Source organism: Mycolicibacterium tusciae (assembly GCF_002086795.1).
GTDB classification, from domain to species: domain Bacteria; phylum Actinomycetota; class Actinomycetes; order Mycobacteriales; family Mycobacteriaceae; genus Mycobacterium; species Mycobacterium tusciae.
This window is the reverse complement of sequence record NZ_MVIM01000004.1, coordinates 238,746-254,363: the sequence shown is the minus strand read 5'-3', so window position 1 is coordinate 254,363 and position 15,618 is coordinate 238,746. Positions and strand designations below refer to the sequence as shown.

The following is a 15,618-nucleotide window of genomic DNA, read 5'->3' as shown; positions in this document are numbered from 1 at the left end:
CAAGAATTATTGCGCCTGGCTCACCGAGGACATGTGGAAGTCGGGGATCCGCAGCGACGGCATCGTCACCCGCGTCACCCAATCGCCCCATTCCCTGGGCAGCGTACGGTCCGTGGCGCCGGCCTCGGTGGCCCGCCGCAGCAGGTCCAGCGGGCTCTCGTTGAACCGGAAATTGTTGACGGCGGCCGTCACCTCACCGTCTTCCACGAGGTACACACCGTCGCGGGTCAGGCCCGTCAGCAGCAGCACAGCCGGGTCGACCTCGCGGATGTACCACAGCGTCGTCAGCAGCAGGCCACGCTCGGTGCTCGCGATCATGTCCGCCAGGCTGGCGGTGCCGCCGGTCATCAGCAGGTTGTCCGCCGGCACCGCGACCGGCGCGCCGAACTCCGCGGCCGACGCTCGCGGATACGCCAGCGTGCTGATCGTGCCGTCGCGGATCCAGTCCACGCGCCCGATGTCCATCCCGTTGTCGAACACCGACGCGCGCTCCGACGACGCCGACGCGGTGACGAACGGCGTGCACGCCAGCCCGTCGGCGAACGGATCGGAGTACAGCGTCAGCGGAAGATCGGTGAGCCTCTCCCCCACCCGCGTCCCACCACCGGGAGCCGACAGTGCCGTCCGGCCCTCCTCGGCGCCGCGGCCGTCCATCGTCCACCACAGGTAGATCATCAGGTCCGCCACCGTCGACGGCGGCATTATCGTCTCGTACCGCCCGGCCGGCAGTTCGACGCTGCGGTGCGCCCAGCTCAGCCGCGTGGACAGCCGTTCGAGCATCGAATCCGTTGGCACATCATCGAAGTCGGGGGTGCTGAAGCCCACCCACGCGCTGGCGTCGTCACGCTTGCCGTTGATCTCCACCGAGCCAGTCGGCTGGGTATGACGTCGCCGCAGCCCGGTCGAGGTGGCCAGGAACATCGTCTCGACCTCGTGCCGGGCGAACCCGTACAGCTGATCCGCCCCACTGAATCCCCGCGCCGCGAGGCTGCCCGCCACGCCGAGGAAGGCCTCCACGCTCGTGCCCGCCACCGGATCGTCCCAATCATCGGATGCATCGCCTGCGGGCAACGGTGGCGCGCTATCTGGCGCCTCGAGCGCCGAGAGCGCCGCCTCCTGCGATGCTGCCACCAGACCGGCAATCGACGACGGGTCCACGTCACTGGACCGCACCGACCCGACCCGCGCCGTCTTCCCTCGGCGCACAATCGATATCACCGCGGTGCTGCGGTTCACCGATTCACCGTTGGTGGTCATCGAATTACCCGCCCACCGCAATGAGGCGTCTGAGCGGTCGGTCACCAAGACGATCGTCTCGTCGGCCTTACCCAGTCGGCCGGCCTCGGCCAGCGCACGCTCGACCACCTGCTGTGCTCCGATCACCGACTACCGTCCCGACTCGTCGCGCGTATTGAGGACGTTCACCCCGCGAAACAGCGCCGACGGGCATCCGTGACTGACCGCCGCCACCTGGCCGGGCTGTGCCTTGCCGCAGTTGAATGCGCCGCCGAGGCGCCACGTCGACGGCCCGCCGACGGCTTCCATCGATCCCCAGAAGTCCGTCGTCGTCGCCTGGTACGCGACGTCGCGCAGCTGACCGTCGAGGCGGCCGTCGCGAATCCGGAAGAATCGCTGCCCGGTGAACTGAAAGTTGTAGCGCTGCATGTCGATCGACCACGACTTGTCACCGACGATGTAGATGCCGTCCTGCACGCGGGCGATGAGATCGTCGGTGCTCAGCTCGTCGGTACCGGGCTGCAGCGACACATTGGCCATCCGCTGAATGGGCACGTGATGCGGCGAGTCGGCATACGAGCAACCGTTCGAGCGCGCGACGCCGAGCCGGGGCGCGAACACCCGATCCAGTTGATAGCCGACGAAGATGCCGTCGCGCACCAGATCCCAGCTCTGCGCGGCCACCCCGTCGTCGTCGTAACCGACACTGGCCAAACCGTATTCGACGGTGCGATCGGCGGTGACATTCATCACCGGCGATCCGTAGCGCATGGTGCCCAGCTTGTCTGGGGTGGCGAAGGACGTGCCGGCGTACGCGGACTCGTAGCCGATCGCGCGGTCGTATTCGGTGGCGTGCCCGATGGACTCGTGGATCGTCAGCCACAGATTGGTCGGGTCGATCACCAGATCCGTCGGCCCCGCCGAAACGCTGGGCGCTTTTGCCTTTTCGGCCAGCAGGGACGGTAGCTGCGCCAGCTCGTCGGTCCAGTTCCACACGTCATCGCCCGCGACCACCTCCCAGCCCCGCGCCATCGGCGGCACCAGTGTGCGCATCGTCTCGAACGACCCTGCCGCCGCGTCCACCGTGACGGCGTCCAGCGTCGGCATCAGCCGCACCCGCTGCTGGGTGATCGACGAGCCGAACGTATCGGCGTAGAAGGTCTGCTCCTTCATGGCATGAAGCCCTGCCGACACGTGATCCACACCGTCGGCGGCCATCAGCCGGCCGGAGTACTCGCCGAGCACCGCGATCTTGTCCGCCGTGGAGACGGCGAACGGGTCGATGCGGTAGTCGGACACCCAGCTGACATCCGAGTACACCGGCTCGGGCGCCAGTTCGACGCGCTCGGCGTTCAACGGCTTCAGCGTCGCCGCGACGTGGACGGCCCTGCGCGCGGTCTCGGCGGCCGTACCGGGATGCAGCTCGGCGTGCGAGGCGAAGCCCCACGTGCCGTCGACGATCACCCGCACTGCCAGCCCGATCTCGCGGTTGACCACGGCCGCCTCCAGCTCACCGTCGCGCAGCTGGATGTGGTCCGTCGTGATCGCGTGTATGCGCAGGTCGGCGTAGCTGGCTCCGGCGGCCTTCGCCGCTGATAACGCCGCATCGGCCAGCTCATGGCGCGGCAGCTCGAGGAAGTCGGAGTCGACTTGGCGTTGCGCTGTCACGCCACCACCGTAATAGCGGCCGGTCTCACCTCGTGACGGCGCTGGTGCCCAGAATCGTCAACTCCAGCGTGAGCGCCGTCGCGCACACCAGACCGACGATCAGGAACGCCCACCAGTCGATCGCCTTCGGACCCGACGGCGACGCCGAGATCTGCCCGACGCCGCCGCGGGCGGTGATCGCGTCGCCCATCTCGTCAGCCCGTCGCAGTGCGACGGTGACTGCCGCCGCGAGCAGGTCGACGAGCTCGAGCATCGCGGCACGGAAGCGCCCTCGCCTGGTGGCCGCCCGCTCTTTGGGTCGCAGCCTGCGCGCCGCATAGAGGACGCGGAACTCGTCGATCAGCATCGGAAATGCGCGCAGCGCCAACGCCAACGCCACCGCCCACTCATCGACCGGTATACGCAGCGCCTTGAGCGGCCGGCCCAATTTGGCTACGGCGGGGGCGATTTCGGCGACATTGGTCGTCCACGACACCATGGCGCCCAGTCCGAGCAGAACGATCGACAGCGCCGTGATCCGCAGGAAGTTGAACAGCCCGCCCAGCCCGACCTCGACCGAACCGACATCGATCACGGGGCTGCCACCGGCGAAAGTCGCAGTGAGACCGCCGAAGAACAACAGAATCCAGAGCCAGCCCGGGATGGACGGAAGCACGCCGCGGGGTATCCGCGCGATCCGCGCGGCGAGGAGCACCAGCACGGCGACCGCGGCGATAGGAACCCACCCCGGATAGAAGGTCATCAGGATTCCGATGGCCGCCACCATGAGCAGTTTCGTTCCGGCCCACAGCCGATGGATGGCGCTGTTACCCGGTACGGGGCGCAGCAGCACCACCGGCCTGCGTTGCCGCTTGTTCTCGGTCGGTGCGGTCACGATCTGTCTCCCGCCACCGTCGGTGTCGCCGCCAGCACCCCGTTGTGCAGATGCAGAGTGCGTGGGCACACGTCCTCGAGACCCGAGAAGTCGTGGGAGATGATGACGATGGTCAGCCCGAAATTGCGTCGAAGGTCACCCAGGAGCCGCAGCAGCCCACGCTGACTCGCCGCATCCAGCCCGGCGAGCGGCTCGTCGAGGATGAGTGCACGGGGCTGGCGCGCCAGCAGCCCGGCCAGCACCACGCGGCGCATCTGACCGCCGCTCAGTTGGTCGATGCGCCGCTTCGCCAGCGCCTTGTCCAGGCCGACGGTGGCCAGCGCCTCGCTCACCCGCTTGCGGTCACGCGGCGAGAACCCGGCCGCGGATGCGATCTCGAGATCCACCCGGCCGCGCATCAGCTGCAGGCGGGCCGCTTGGAACGAGATAGCAACGGCGCCAACCTGATCGGACACCGGCGCACCGTCGAGCAGGCAACGGCCGCCGGTCGGGACGGTGAGCCCCGCCATGATCCATGCCAACGTCGACTTCCCGGATCCGTTGAGTCCGTGGATAAGCAATCCGTCGCCCTCGTTGACGGTGAAGGTGATGTCGCGCAGCGCCATTGCGGCCCACGGCGTTCCGCTGCCGTATTCGTGATTGACCCCACGGAGTTCGAGCACCGGCTTGTCGGCGTGGTGGTGGCCGGTGACGGTGGCCGCCGGCGCGGACGCGGTTTCCACCATGTCGGTGTTGTCCGCGGCGCCACCGTTGCCGGTCAGATTGACGGCGCGATCGGCGGCATCCGCCTCATCGTTGTAGTGGGTGATGTGCACCAGCGACATGTCGTGGTGCTTCGTCAGCCCGGACAGCACCGACATCAGCGCGCCCCGACCCTCCTGGTCGACCATGCTGGTCACCTCGTCGGCGATCAGCAGCGACGGTTCCCGAGCCAGCGCCCCCGCGACCGCGAGTCGCTGCAGCTCACCGCCCGACAGACCGCCCGTATCGCGCTCGGCGAGCCCGTCCAGCCCGACCTCGCCGAGCAGCTTGGGGATGTCCGTAGTCGTCCCCGGCGGCAGGCCCCACACCACGTCGTCGGCGACCCGGGTACCGAGCACCTGACTTTCGGGGTGCTGCATGATCACCGCCGTACCGCCGAGCCGGCCGAGCCCGACCCCGCCGGGCCGGTCGATGGTGCCCGACGTCGGTTCGCGGCCGGCCAGCAGCAGCATCAACGTCGTCTTGCCCGAACCGTTCGCGCCGGTGATCGCGAGGTGCTCACCGGGCTCGACGTTCAGCGAAACCGGACCGAGCGCGTCGTGGTCGGCGTTCGGATAACGGAAGCGGACGTCATGCAATTGCGTCGGCACGGGAGCGATGGTTCCGGTATCGGTCGAGGATTCGAGCTTGTGCACGTCGGGAATGGCGACCAGTCGCGACATCACCCGCGACAGCGCCCACCACCCGATGAGCGTGACGAAGACGACCGACCACACCGACGATGCGAAGAACAGCAGCGGCCAGTAGTCCAGCGCGGTGGCGAAATCGCGCTTGAGCTGCTCGGCCAAACCCTCCATTTCGGGGATGCGCGCGATGATCGCGGCCAATCCGTCGATGTTGGCAGTGACCGATTCGAAGATCAGGTGGCGCAGCCGTACCAGAATTGTGAGCGCCGTCACCACCACCACGCCGGAGATCGCGCCAGCGACCAGTGAACAGAGAAAGACGGTTATCGTCCCGCGGCCGCGGCGCTTGACAACGCCGGCGAGTCCTCCGATGTAGGCGCAGTTGACGACGGTCATGAATCCGCCCATGCCGGCGATCAGGAACGCGATTATCGCACCCGCCACGGTCGCGGTGAGTAGTACGCGCAGTCGATAACGGTAGGCCAGCAGGCCCATCGGGACGGTGCCGAGCAACGACAGGCCGGCAGCGAATGGCACGACCACGGCGATGATCGCGGTCGCCGCGGACAGCGCCGCGATCACCGACGCCTGAGCCAGTTCACCCGGGCTCAGCGCGCCGGAGCGGCGACTCACGCCCGAATCCCCGATCACGGCCATTGCACGATTCTGCCAGGCGGTTTCTAAGAACGGTCGTTGCCTTGCTGCGACCAGCAATCGGTCTGCCGTCCGTTTGAACTGCATAGCAAGACTATGTAATAGTCTAGTCATGACTCAGACCCTCGGCGCCGACCTGCTGCATGTGGTCGCCCGGATCAACCGACTGGCCACGCAGCGCGCCCGACTACCCCTGCCCTTCGCTCAGGCGCGGCTGCTGTCGACGATCGAAGACCAGGGGCCGACCCGGATATCGGATCTCGCGGTGCTGGATCACTGCTCGCAGCCGACGATGACGACCCAGGTGCGCAGGCTTGAAGACGCGGGTTATGTGTCACGAACCGTCGACCCCGACGATGCGCGGGCCGTGCTGGTCCAGATCACGTCCAAGGGAGTCGAGACGTTGAGGCAGGTGCGCGTGGACCGCGAGGCCGCCATCGAGCCGTACCTGGAGCGCCTGGACGCGTCGGATCGGCAGGCGCTCAGCGAGGCAGTCCGTGTGTTGCGCGGATTGCTTGCGGACGCGGCCTCCCCCACCGCCGCCAAATAGTGGTGATTTCGGTGTGCTGAGTCGCGCTGAGCGCAACCAAGTACACCTCGATACGAAAAGGAGCATTCGCCCATATGTGGCGTCAACCCAAAGCTGTTTGGGCCGTTGCCTTCGCGTCCGTGGTCGCGTTCATGGGTATCGGTCTGGTCGACCCGATTCTCAAGCCGATCGCCGACAACCTGAACGCGTCGCCGTCGCAGGTGTCGTTGTTGTTCACCAGCTATATGGCCGTGATGGGCGTCGCGATGCTCATCACCGGCGTCGTGGCGAGCCGCATCGGCCCCAAACGCACTCTGCTGCTTGGACTCGTGGTGATCATCGCGGGCGCCGGCCTTTCCGGCATGTCGGAAACCGTGACCGAAATCGTCGGCTGGCGGGCACTTTGGGGCCTTGGTAACGCGCTGTTCATCGCGACGGCGTTGGCGACGATCGTCAACTCCGCGCGCGGCTCCGTGGCGCAGGCGGTCATCCTGTACGAGGCGGCGCTGGGGGTCGGCATCGCGGTCGGCCCGCTGGTCGGCGGGGTGCTCGGGTCGATGTCGTGGCGCGGACCGTTCTTCGGGGTGTCGGCGTTGATGGCGTTTGCCGTCGTCGTCACGGCAGTCCTGCTGCCGTCGACACCCCCCGCCGAACGTGCGACGACGTTGGCCGACCCGTTCCGTGCGCTGCGCCACCGCGGACTGCTCGGCGTCGCAATCACCGCGCTGCTGTACAACTTCGGCTTCTTCACGCTGCTGGCCTTCACACCGTTTCCGCTCGACATGAGCGCCCACGAGATCGGTCTGATCTTCTTCGGTTGGGGTGTGGCGCTGGCGTTCACGTCGGTGGTCGTCGCGCCGCGGCTGCAGCGCCGCTTCGGGACCGTGCCGACGCTGCTCGTGAATCTCTTGGCCATGACCGCGACTCTCGCGGCGATGGCCGTCGCCACCGAGAACAAGACCGTGCTGGCGACGTGTGTGGTGGTGGCGGGATTGTTCATCGGTATCAACAACACGTTGATCACCGAGACCGTGATGAAGGCTGCGCCGGTCGAAAGAGGCGTCGCCTCAGCGGCTTACAGCTTCGTGCGGTTCTCCGGTGCCGCATTGGCGCCGTGGCTCGCCGGCGTGCTCGGTGAACGGGTCAACGTCCACGCCCCGTACTGGGTCGGCGCGGCGGCGGTGCTGCTGGCAGCGGGTGTCCTGGCGATCAGCCGATCCCATCTGACGGGTATCGACGCCGAGGAGGAACTCGACGAGGTCAGCGAGGCGACCGCGATCACCGTCGGCAGCGACACCTGACCCTTCACTCCATCGCGAACGCGTAGAACTGCGTCATCTGGTCGTCCGAGAAATTGTCGTCGGCGACGAGCACGAGGACCTGCTTGCCGTCCGACAGCTTGGGACCCAACGTGATTCCCTCGACATTGTCCAAATTCTGCACCTGGGGAATCGTCGACAGATCGGCCACCAGACTCTTGGTCATCGCGGTCGGCGGCGCATCCACGAGTGAGGGCCTGTCCAGGATGTTGTCGGCGCCGGAGGTGCTGGCCCGATAGATGCGCGCGACGTTGTGGGTGCCGTGCGAGCGTTCGATCACCAGGAAGTTGTCGTCGTCGAGCGCAACGAGATCCGAGAGCCCGTTCGCGTCGCCGTTCGGCGCGGTGATCGGGTCCAGCGGGTAGGCGTACTGCGCGGTGGCGGCGCCCGTCGACGCGTCGAATCGGGTGACACGGGTGAGGGCACCGGCGTCGGCGCTCGGCGGGACGCCGTCGTTGAAACCCGGGTCTTCCATTCCCGCGACGAGGAAGTTGCCACTCGGCGTCAACGTGAGACCTTCGAGGCCCGCGTTCCTCCGGGGTCCCATCTCTTGCTTGGACATCGATAGCCCGGGAGGCAGTGCGAACTGGCTGCGGAACGCGCCGTCGAGTCCTGCAACACGGACCCAAGGATCCAACAGCAGCGGCCGGTTCGGATCCTTGACGATCCGCTCGCCCTCGCTGGACCAGTACAGCTGTTGGCGGCGCTCGTCGAACGCGATGCCCTCGGGGTCGGGCGGGATCACCGGAGGCGTGGCGTCGGGCGACAGCGGCGGAAATGGTGCGCCGGACCGGTCCAGCAACGAGGTGGTATCGAGCCACTCGATACCAGTCAATCTGTTGTCGCTCAATGTGATTCCGACGGTGTAGAACCTTGCCGGGTTCTTCGCCGAGCGGTCGTCGCTGATGATGTAATACACCTGGCGGCCGGGGTCGTAGGTAATCGCCGAGAGTCCCCCGACCGTCGTGTCATCGAAGACGTAGCTGGTCGGGAAGTTGATCTGCCCGAGGTACTCCAAGCCGGTCGACGACACAGATGCGGTACTGCAGGCGGAAAGTGACAAGGCGGCGGCCAACAGGCTGCACCGCAGTCGCATCACGCGATGACTGTACCGACGAGGCTTCCCACGGCGTAGGTGGCGGCGATCGCGACAGCGCCGAATGCGAGTTGCCGCAACGATCCAAACCACAGCGGCCTCTTGGTGAAGCTGGCCGCGAGTCCGCCCGCGACGAGCAGCCCGAGACCGCCACACAGGAGCCCCGGCCACAACGATTCGACTCCGAGCAGGTACGGGATCAGCGGAATGATCGCACCGATCGCGAACATCACGAACGACGAGCCGGCGGCCACCCACGGCGACGGCTTCTCGCGCGGATCGACGCCGAGTTCCTGCACGAGATGGAAGTTCAGGGCGACGTTCTCGTCGCGGTGGACCTCCTCGGCAGCCTTGCTCGCGGTATCGCGGGTCATCCCCATGCCCATCAGCATCGCCACCAACTCGGCCTTTTCGGCCTGCGGGTGCTTTTCAAACGCCCGTCGCTCGACGAGGACCTCGGACTCGATCTGCTCGTTGGCCGTCGCCACCGAGGTGTACTCGCCCAGCGCCATCGAGAACGCGCCTGCCAACAGCCCGGCCACGCCGCTGATCACGACGGTGTGCGCGCTGGCCGCTGCGGCGACACCCGCGATGAGGGCGGTGTTGCTGACAAGGCCGTCCATCGCCCCGAACGTCGCCGCGCGCAGCCAGCCCCCGGTCACATCGGCGTGCCGGTGTGATGACATGTGCGGAACGCCGGTCGGTGCGGACATGAGGTCGATTTAACGCCACCGGTTTCGGCTGGTCTAGCAAGGTTTGCCTAGGTTTTCCACATCACAGTTTCGACGGGCCTTCAAAAGGCTACGGTCGAGTTATGACCACCACTGCGGAACATCTACGCAACGCCCTCGACGGCCGCTGGCGGGATGTGAAGAACCAGATGCGCGAGGAACTCTCCAGCGAGGTCTTCAAACCGCACTACACACCGAACACCGTCATCGCCCGCACGAAGGTGGGTGAGCAATTGAAGATCATGGCCGCACAGGGCGCGGCAGAAGACGGGTTCAAGAAGGAGCACGGCGGCAACGGCGATGTCGGCGCGGCGGTGACCCAGATCGAGATGCTCGCCATGTCCGACCTGTCGCTGATGGTCAAGGCCGGGGTGCAGTGGGGTCTCTTCGGCGGTGCCGTCGAGAATCTCGGCACCGAACGTCACCACGAGGCGTACGTACAGCGGATCATCGACCTGGATCTCCTGGGTTGCTTCGCGATGACCGAGACCGGTCACGGCAGCGACGTGCAGGCCCTGGAGACCACCGCGACCTACGATCCCGCCACGCAAGAGTTCGTGATCGACTCCCCCACGCGCACGTCGCGCAAGGACTACATCGGCGGCGCCGCCGAAACGGCCCGTGTCGCTGCGGTTTTCGCACAGCTGATCACTCCCGACGGCGAGGGGCACGGGGTGCACTGCTTCGTGGTGCCGATCCGTGACGACCAGGGCAACGATCTGCCCGGCGTGACGACCAGTGACTGCCATTACAAGGGCGGCCTGCCCGGTGTGGACAACGGACGCATCCAGTTCGACCACGTCCGCATCCCGCGCGAGAACCTGCTCAACAAGTACGCCGATGTCGCCGAGGACGGGACGTATTCTTCGCCGATCGAAAACCCCGGCCGGCGGTTCTTCACGATGCTCGGCACACTGATCCGCGGTCGCGTCACCGTCGGTGGGAGTGCGGGTGCGGCCGCACGCGTCGCACTGGACATCGCGACCCGATATGCGTTGGAACGCAGGCAGTTCGAGGCACCCGGCGCGGACAGCGAGGTGTTGATCATGGACTACCTGGTGCATCAGCGCCGGCTGTTCCCGTTGATCGCGAAGTCCTATGCACTTCAGTTCGCACAGAACGAGCTCGTCGCCAAGTGTCACGAGCTGCAGACGGCTGACGACCCCGACGCAGAGGAACAGCGCGAGCTCGAGTCGCGGGCGGCGGGATTGAAGGCCGCCAACACCTGGCACGCCACGCGCGCGATCCAGGAGGCACGTGAAGCCTGCGGCGGCGCAGGTTATCTAGCTGAGAACCGGCTGATCGCGCTGAAGGCCGACACCGACGTGTTCACCACCTTCGAGGGTGACAACCACGTGCTGACCCAGCTCGTCGCCAAAGAACTGCTGACCGCCTACGCCGACGACATCAAGGGTATGAGCCCGGTCGAATGGGTGCGGTTCGCGGCCAACTTCGCCGGCGAGCGGGTGCTCAAACGCACTGCGGCCGAAACGATCATGCAGACCATCCTCGACACCCGGCAGGACAACGAAGAAGAGGGCAGCCTGTTCAACCGCGGGACACAGGTCAAGATGTTCGAGGACCGCGAGGAGTACATCCTCGCGACGGTGGCCCGACGCCTGCAGGGCAAGTCCAAGGAGATGAGCGCCTTCGACGCGTTCAACTCGGTGCAGGACCACGTGTTGCACGCCGCGCGGGCGCACATCGACCGCATCATCCTCGAGGCGTTTGTGGCGGGTGTCGACTCGTGCGAGGACGACGAGGCGCGCGAAATCCTGAACATGGTGTGCGACCTGTACGCGCTGTCGGTGATCGAAGAGGACAGGGCCTGGTTCATGGAACACCGCTTCCTGTCGACCGAGCGCGCCAAAGGGGTCACTCGCGGCGTCAACGAGCGGTGCCGCAACCTGCGGCCCTACGCGGAGTTATTGGTCGACGGCTTTGGCATACCGGAGCAGCTTCGCTACGCCGAGATGCTGCATCCGGAGAACATCATCGACTCATAGGCAACATCCGCCCCACCTGTTGGTGCTGCGCGTCACAAATCCGGCGAATTCTGAGATGCTGCTTGGCAGACGCTGACAGAATTCAGCATCGCTGGTCCGAGCGGACCTGCCAGGCACCAGGGAGGTAATTGATGTTCTCGTTCCGCCCGTCCAGGTTTGGTCTTTCGGTTGCTGTGGTGGCCGCCGCAACCGCGGTCGTCGGTGCCCTCGCGCCGCCGGCCCAGGCCTTCCAGATCCAGAACCACGAGCGCGTCACCCGCGATGCGCTACAGCCCCTCGGGGTTGATCAGACTGCGATCGCCCAAATTCTGGTCGGCCCGCCGCCGGGCGCCGGTGCGGTCGGTAGCGACGCGTTCTTCGCCGACGAGTTTCGCCACATCGACGGCGCCAACAATCCCGTCGAGATCTGCAACATGACGCAGGAGGCGTGGAATTTCTTCACCCCGGTCATCCTGGCCGGTGCCCGGCCCGCGGGCCTCGGTGGCAGTGACCTGGTCGACGGTCCAGGCGCCCGCGCCGCGTTCGGCGGGCTGGCGCACGCGGTGCAGGACTTCTACTCCCACTCCAATTGGGTCGAAGACAACATCGCGATCAACCAGCCGGACCGGATGCCACCCCCGCTGATGCCCACCTGCGACCCCGCGGCCTTCCCGCCGGGCCTGCACACCGGCTACTTCGACGTCTTGGCCGACCACGACGACCTGCTGGGTGGCTGCCCTCCCGGCGGACCGCCGCCGGGTGTCGTCGAGTGCCACTCCACGTTGAACAAGGACGCCTGGAACAGCCCGCGCGGCATGATCCAGGTCCCGGGCAGCAACCCGCCGATCAATAACTTCGATCTCGCGGCGCGATTGGCCACCACTGCGACCGTCGATCTGTACAACCAGATTCGCGAGCTGGTGTCCGCCAATGCCGGACCCTGCGTCGCTGACAACCTGTTCCAGGCCGATCGTCGTCAAGCCTGCTGGTAAGTCAACTGCATCGCGTGTACTGGGGCTTCGCGGCGCGAGGCCTCAGTACGCGTAGGTAATCAACTGGCCAGCTCCACGGTGGCATGACCCACCGGGATGTGCTCCCATGCGTCGAGGTCGGGTTCGAAGGCGTCAACAAAAGCCTGGGCGATCTGCGTGGCGTATGCGAAATGCGCGATGGCTGCGGCCATCGCCGTTCCGAGGATCCAGGGTGAGGTGCGTCGTATCAACATGCGCTAAAGGTTCGGACGCGCGCCTTGGAGAGTTCTTGGAAAAATGGGCGATACCCCGACGGCACCATTCGTTCGATAGATCTTGCTCCCCCGGCTGGACTCGAACCAGCAACCCTTCGGTTAACAGCCGAATGCTCTGCCAGTTGAGCTACAGGGGACGGCTCACCCGCGACGTGTTCATCAGCGCGGGCCGAGGCATGACTCTAGCGCACCTCCCACTCGCATCGCCAATGCGCCTCCGCCCCACGCGCACCCAGGGATGTGAGGCAGGATGGACGTGGAAAAGCACTTTCGTCCGGGAGGGGTCTTGTGATCCGGTATGTCGCCGTATTGGCTGTCGGCTACGTGTTGGGTACGAAGGCGGGCCGACGCCGGTATGAACAGATCGCCGGGACATACAGGGCGGTCACCGAGAGCCCGGCCGCCAAAGCGGTGATCGACGCGGGACGTCGCAAGATCGCGGACCGGGTGTCACCGGACCCACAGTTGGTGACGTTGACAGAGATCGACCACGGAACGACCGTGATCGGACCGGAGGCCGTGCCGAAGGGCCGGCAGCGCTAGTTAAGGCGCGTACGGCTCGGTGATGGTGCGGCCCGGGATCAGGGGGCCCGTGGAGAAGCCCGCGCCGCCGTTCGATCCGTTGCCGCCTTCGAACCCGAATTCCGGGGTACCGATGTTCACTCCGTTGCCGTTGGAGTAACCCAGGCACTTGCCGTCTTCCGCGTTACCGAACCACGCCAGACAGCCGGGAGGCAGTGCCACAGTCTCCGTCGCATCGCTCGTCAGCGTGGATGCTGCGAAGGGCGCCGCGACGGCGGCGACCGCAAACGCGCCTACGGCAATGAGCCGACGTGCCTGGTTCTTGGTCGATGTCACGAATGACCCTTTCTTCACCGTTCCCCGACGGTTGATCGCGCGCCTACCCTATCGCGTTACGCGGTGTCACGCAGTGAGGTCGTCGCCGCTGGCCTGTTCGAGCAGGCTGCGGCGATAGGCCTCCATGGCGACCAGGTCCCCGAACAGAGCGTGATACTCGTCGCCCTGCTCAACCGGGGACATGCGCTGCAGCTTGGATTTGACCTCGGCGATCTGCCGTCCGACCCACACTTCCTGCAGCCTCGCCATTACCCCGGCGATGTAGCGCCGCATCTTCTCGTCGTCGTCGACGTTGATGGCTTCCACGCCGAGCTCGTTGACCAGGCCCGCGGCGGCCTCGGACCCCGCATGTCCGCGCACCGCATCTATCCACTGGCCGCCGGACTGCCCCGCGGCCACACCCCCTGCGGCGTCGATCGCCTTCCGGACCGCGGCATAGCCGGGGTGGGTGAAACTCTCGACGGTCAGTGAGTCGAACACCGGACCGGCCAGCGCCGGGTGTTGCAACGCCGACTTGAGCGCCTCCCGCTGCGGCCACAGCGTGGGATCGGCCGGATCAGGGCGCTCCGCCTTTGGCGCAGCAGGACGCGCCTGTGGTGCGCCGTGTTCTGCCGCAGACGCGCGGCGCCGACCACCGCGCTCCGGCATACCGCGCTTCTGCGCTTCCTCGCGCACCCTGCCGATCACCTGCGCGACGTCGGCCCAGCCGACCCAGCCCGCCACGCGGCGCGCGTACTCGTCGCGCAGCATGCTGTCCTTGATGCCTGCGACCATCGGGACGCATTGCCGCAAGGCGTTCACCCGGCCTTCGGCGCTGTCGAGGTCATGGTCGGCAAGTGCGGTGCGAATGGCGAACTCGAACAGCGGCGTGCGTCGCGCCACCAGATCCCGCAACGCCCCGTCGCCGAAATGGAGCCGGATGTCACACGGATCCATCCCGGCCAATTTCTCCTCTGCGGCCACCGCGACGAACGACTGCCCGGCGAGATTCTGTTCACCCTCGAACGCCTTGACCGCCGCAGCGCGTCCTGCGGCGTCACCGTCGAACACGTAGATCAGCTCACCGCGAAAGAAGTTGTCATCCATCATGAGTCGCCGCAGCATCGCCAAGTGCTCGTCACCGAAGGCGGTGCCACAGGAGGCGACGGCCGTCGTCACCCCGGCCAGGTGCATCGCCATCACGTCGGTGTAGCCCTCGACCACGACCGCCTGGTGTCCCTTGGCGATGTCGCGTTTGGCCAGATCGAGGCCGAACAACACCGACGACTTCTTGTACAGCACGGTCTCCGGGGTGTTGACGTACTTCGCTTCCATCTGGTCGTCGTCGAAGATGCGCCGCGCACCGAAGCCGATCACTTCCCCACCGCTCGCGCGGATCGGCCACAGCAGGCGACGGTGGAAGCGATCCATCGGGCCGCGTCGGCCCTCGCGAGACAGGCCCGCAGCCTCCAGCTCCTTGAACTCAAAACCCTTGCGCATCAAGTGTTTTGTCAGCGTCTCCCACCCCGACGGGGCGAAACCGCAGCCGAACCTCGCCGCGGCGTCGGCGTCGAAGTTGCGCTCGATCAGGTACTCGCGCGCCGGTGCGGCCTCGTCGGATTTCAGCGCCTCGGCGTAGAACTCCTGGGCGGCGGCGTTGGCCGCCAGCAGCCGGCTGCGGCTGCCGCGGTCGCGCTGCACGTTGGTCGTCGAGCCGCCGGTGTAGGTGACGGTGTAGCCCACGCGGTCGGCCAGCAGTTCGACGGCCTCGACGAAGCTGACGTGCTCGATCTTCTGGACGAAGGCGTAGACGTCGCCGCCCTCGCCGCAGCCGAAGCAGTGGAAGTGCCCGTGATTGGGCCGCACATGAAACGACGGAGACTTCTCGTCGTGGAACGGGCAGAGGCCCTTCAGCGAGTCCGCACCCGCCCGGCGCAACTGCACGTAGTCGCCGACGACCTCCTCGATGCGTACGCGTTCACGGATGGCCGCGATGTCTCGATCGGGGATGCGGCCGGCCACCGGGCCAGTCTAGAGCGCGCGGCGTCGCGTGCG

14 protein-coding genes and 1 tRNA gene are annotated in these 15,618 nt (G+C 66.5%); 5 read left to right on the top strand and 10 right to left on the bottom strand.

Annotated elements, in window-relative coordinates; genetic code table 11:
* Positions 1 to 6: 6 nt before the first annotated feature.
* From BST47_RS09755 to BST47_RS09740, 4 genes are read right to left on the bottom strand one after another with little or no spacing between them, the layout of a single operon-like run.
* Positions 7 to 1,383 carry a TldD/PmbA family protein gene (locus tag BST47_RS09755; protein WP_083125327.1) on the bottom strand — a complete coding sequence of 459 codons (1,377 nt, stop codon included), beginning with the start codon at positions 1,381 to 1,383 and terminating at the stop codon, positions 7 to 9.
* A 3-nt stretch (positions 1,384 to 1,386) separates the two neighbouring features.
* On the bottom strand, positions 1,387 to 2,904 hold the full coding sequence (locus tag BST47_RS09750; RefSeq protein WP_083125326.1) for a TldD/PmbA family protein: 1,518 nt from the start codon (positions 2,902 to 2,904) through the stop codon (positions 1,387 to 1,389).
* 25 nt (positions 2,905 to 2,929) lie between these two features.
* The gene (locus BST47_RS09745) at positions 2,930 to 3,778 is read right to left on the bottom strand and encodes a CbiQ family ECF transporter T component (RefSeq protein ID WP_083125325.1); all 849 of its coding nucleotides are present in this window, start codon (positions 3,776 to 3,778) and stop codon (positions 2,930 to 2,932) included.
* The gene (locus BST47_RS09740; protein ID WP_083125324.1) at positions 3,775 to 5,823 is read right to left on the bottom strand and encodes an ABC transporter ATP-binding protein; all 2,049 of its coding nucleotides are present in this window, start codon (positions 5,821 to 5,823) and stop codon (positions 3,775 to 3,777) included. The genes BST47_RS09745 and BST47_RS09740 overlap by 4 nt, the downstream gene beginning before the upstream one ends.
* A gap of 109 nt (positions 5,824 to 5,932) precedes the next feature.
* Between BST47_RS09740 and BST47_RS09735 the strand changes: the two genes are divergently transcribed.
* Together BST47_RS09735 and BST47_RS09730 are read left to right on the top strand one after the other, a co-directional pair.
* A complete protein-coding gene (locus tag BST47_RS09735) occupies positions 5,933 to 6,370 on the top strand; it encodes a MarR family winged helix-turn-helix transcriptional regulator (protein WP_083125323.1) in 438 nt (145 codons plus the stop codon).
* A gap of 74 nt (positions 6,371 to 6,444) precedes the next feature.
* Positions 6,445 to 7,650 (top strand): MFS transporter, encoded by a 1,206-nt coding sequence (locus tag BST47_RS09730; RefSeq protein WP_083125322.1) that lies wholly within the window; start codon positions 6,445 to 6,447, stop codon positions 7,648 to 7,650.
* 4 nt (positions 7,651 to 7,654) lie between these two features.
* On the opposite strand, the gene BST47_RS09725 is transcribed toward BST47_RS09730, so the two are convergent.
* Together BST47_RS09725 and BST47_RS09720 are read right to left on the bottom strand one after the other, a co-directional pair.
* Complete coding sequence (locus BST47_RS09725) at positions 7,655 to 8,764, bottom strand: esterase-like activity of phytase family protein (protein ID WP_083125321.1); 1,110 nt, start codon at positions 8,762 to 8,764, stop codon at positions 7,655 to 7,657.
* Positions 8,764 to 9,477 (bottom strand): VIT1/CCC1 transporter family protein, encoded by a 714-nt coding sequence (locus BST47_RS09720; RefSeq protein ID WP_083125320.1) that lies wholly within the window; start codon positions 9,475 to 9,477, stop codon positions 8,764 to 8,766. The genes BST47_RS09725 and BST47_RS09720 overlap by 1 nt, the downstream gene beginning before the upstream one ends.
* Before the next feature lie 101 nt (positions 9,478 to 9,578).
* Here BST47_RS09720 and BST47_RS09715 point away from each other — a divergent pair, with 101 nt between their 5' ends.
* A complete protein-coding gene (locus BST47_RS09715; RefSeq protein WP_083125319.1) occupies positions 9,579 to 11,501 on the top strand; it encodes an acyl-CoA dehydrogenase family protein in 1,923 nt (640 codons plus the stop codon).
* 131 nt (positions 11,502 to 11,632) lie between these two features.
* Entirely contained in the window at positions 11,633 to 12,472 is an 840-nt protein-coding gene (locus BST47_RS09710; RefSeq protein ID WP_083125318.1) for a hypothetical protein, read from the top strand.
* 59 nt (positions 12,473 to 12,531) lie between these two features.
* Here the strand turns inward: BST47_RS09710 and BST47_RS09705 are convergent, their stop codons facing one another.
* Positions 12,532 to 12,705 (bottom strand): thiazole synthase, encoded by a 174-nt coding sequence (locus BST47_RS09705; protein WP_083125317.1) that lies wholly within the window; start codon positions 12,703 to 12,705, stop codon positions 12,532 to 12,534.
* An 85-nt stretch (positions 12,706 to 12,790) separates the two neighbouring features.
* Positions 12,791 to 12,863: transfer RNA gene (locus BST47_RS09700), tRNA-Asn, on the bottom strand.
* 151 nt (positions 12,864 to 13,014) lie between these two features.
* Between BST47_RS09700 and BST47_RS09695 the strand changes: the two genes are divergently transcribed.
* Positions 13,015 to 13,269, top strand: a complete 255-nt coding sequence (locus BST47_RS09695) for a hypothetical protein (RefSeq protein WP_083125316.1) — start codon at positions 13,015 to 13,017, stop codon at positions 13,267 to 13,269.
* Here the strand turns inward: BST47_RS09695 and BST47_RS09690 are convergent, their stop codons facing one another.
* Entirely contained in the window at positions 13,270 to 13,584 is a 315-nt protein-coding gene (locus tag BST47_RS09690) for a DUF7155 family protein (RefSeq protein WP_083125525.1), read from the bottom strand.
* Between the two features lie 66 nt (positions 13,585 to 13,650).
* The gene (gene dnaG, locus BST47_RS09685) at positions 13,651 to 15,585 is read right to left on the bottom strand and encodes a DNA primase (protein ID WP_083125315.1); all 1,935 of its coding nucleotides are present in this window, start codon (positions 15,583 to 15,585) and stop codon (positions 13,651 to 13,653) included.
* Between the last annotated feature and the right edge of the window lie 33 nt (positions 15,586 to 15,618).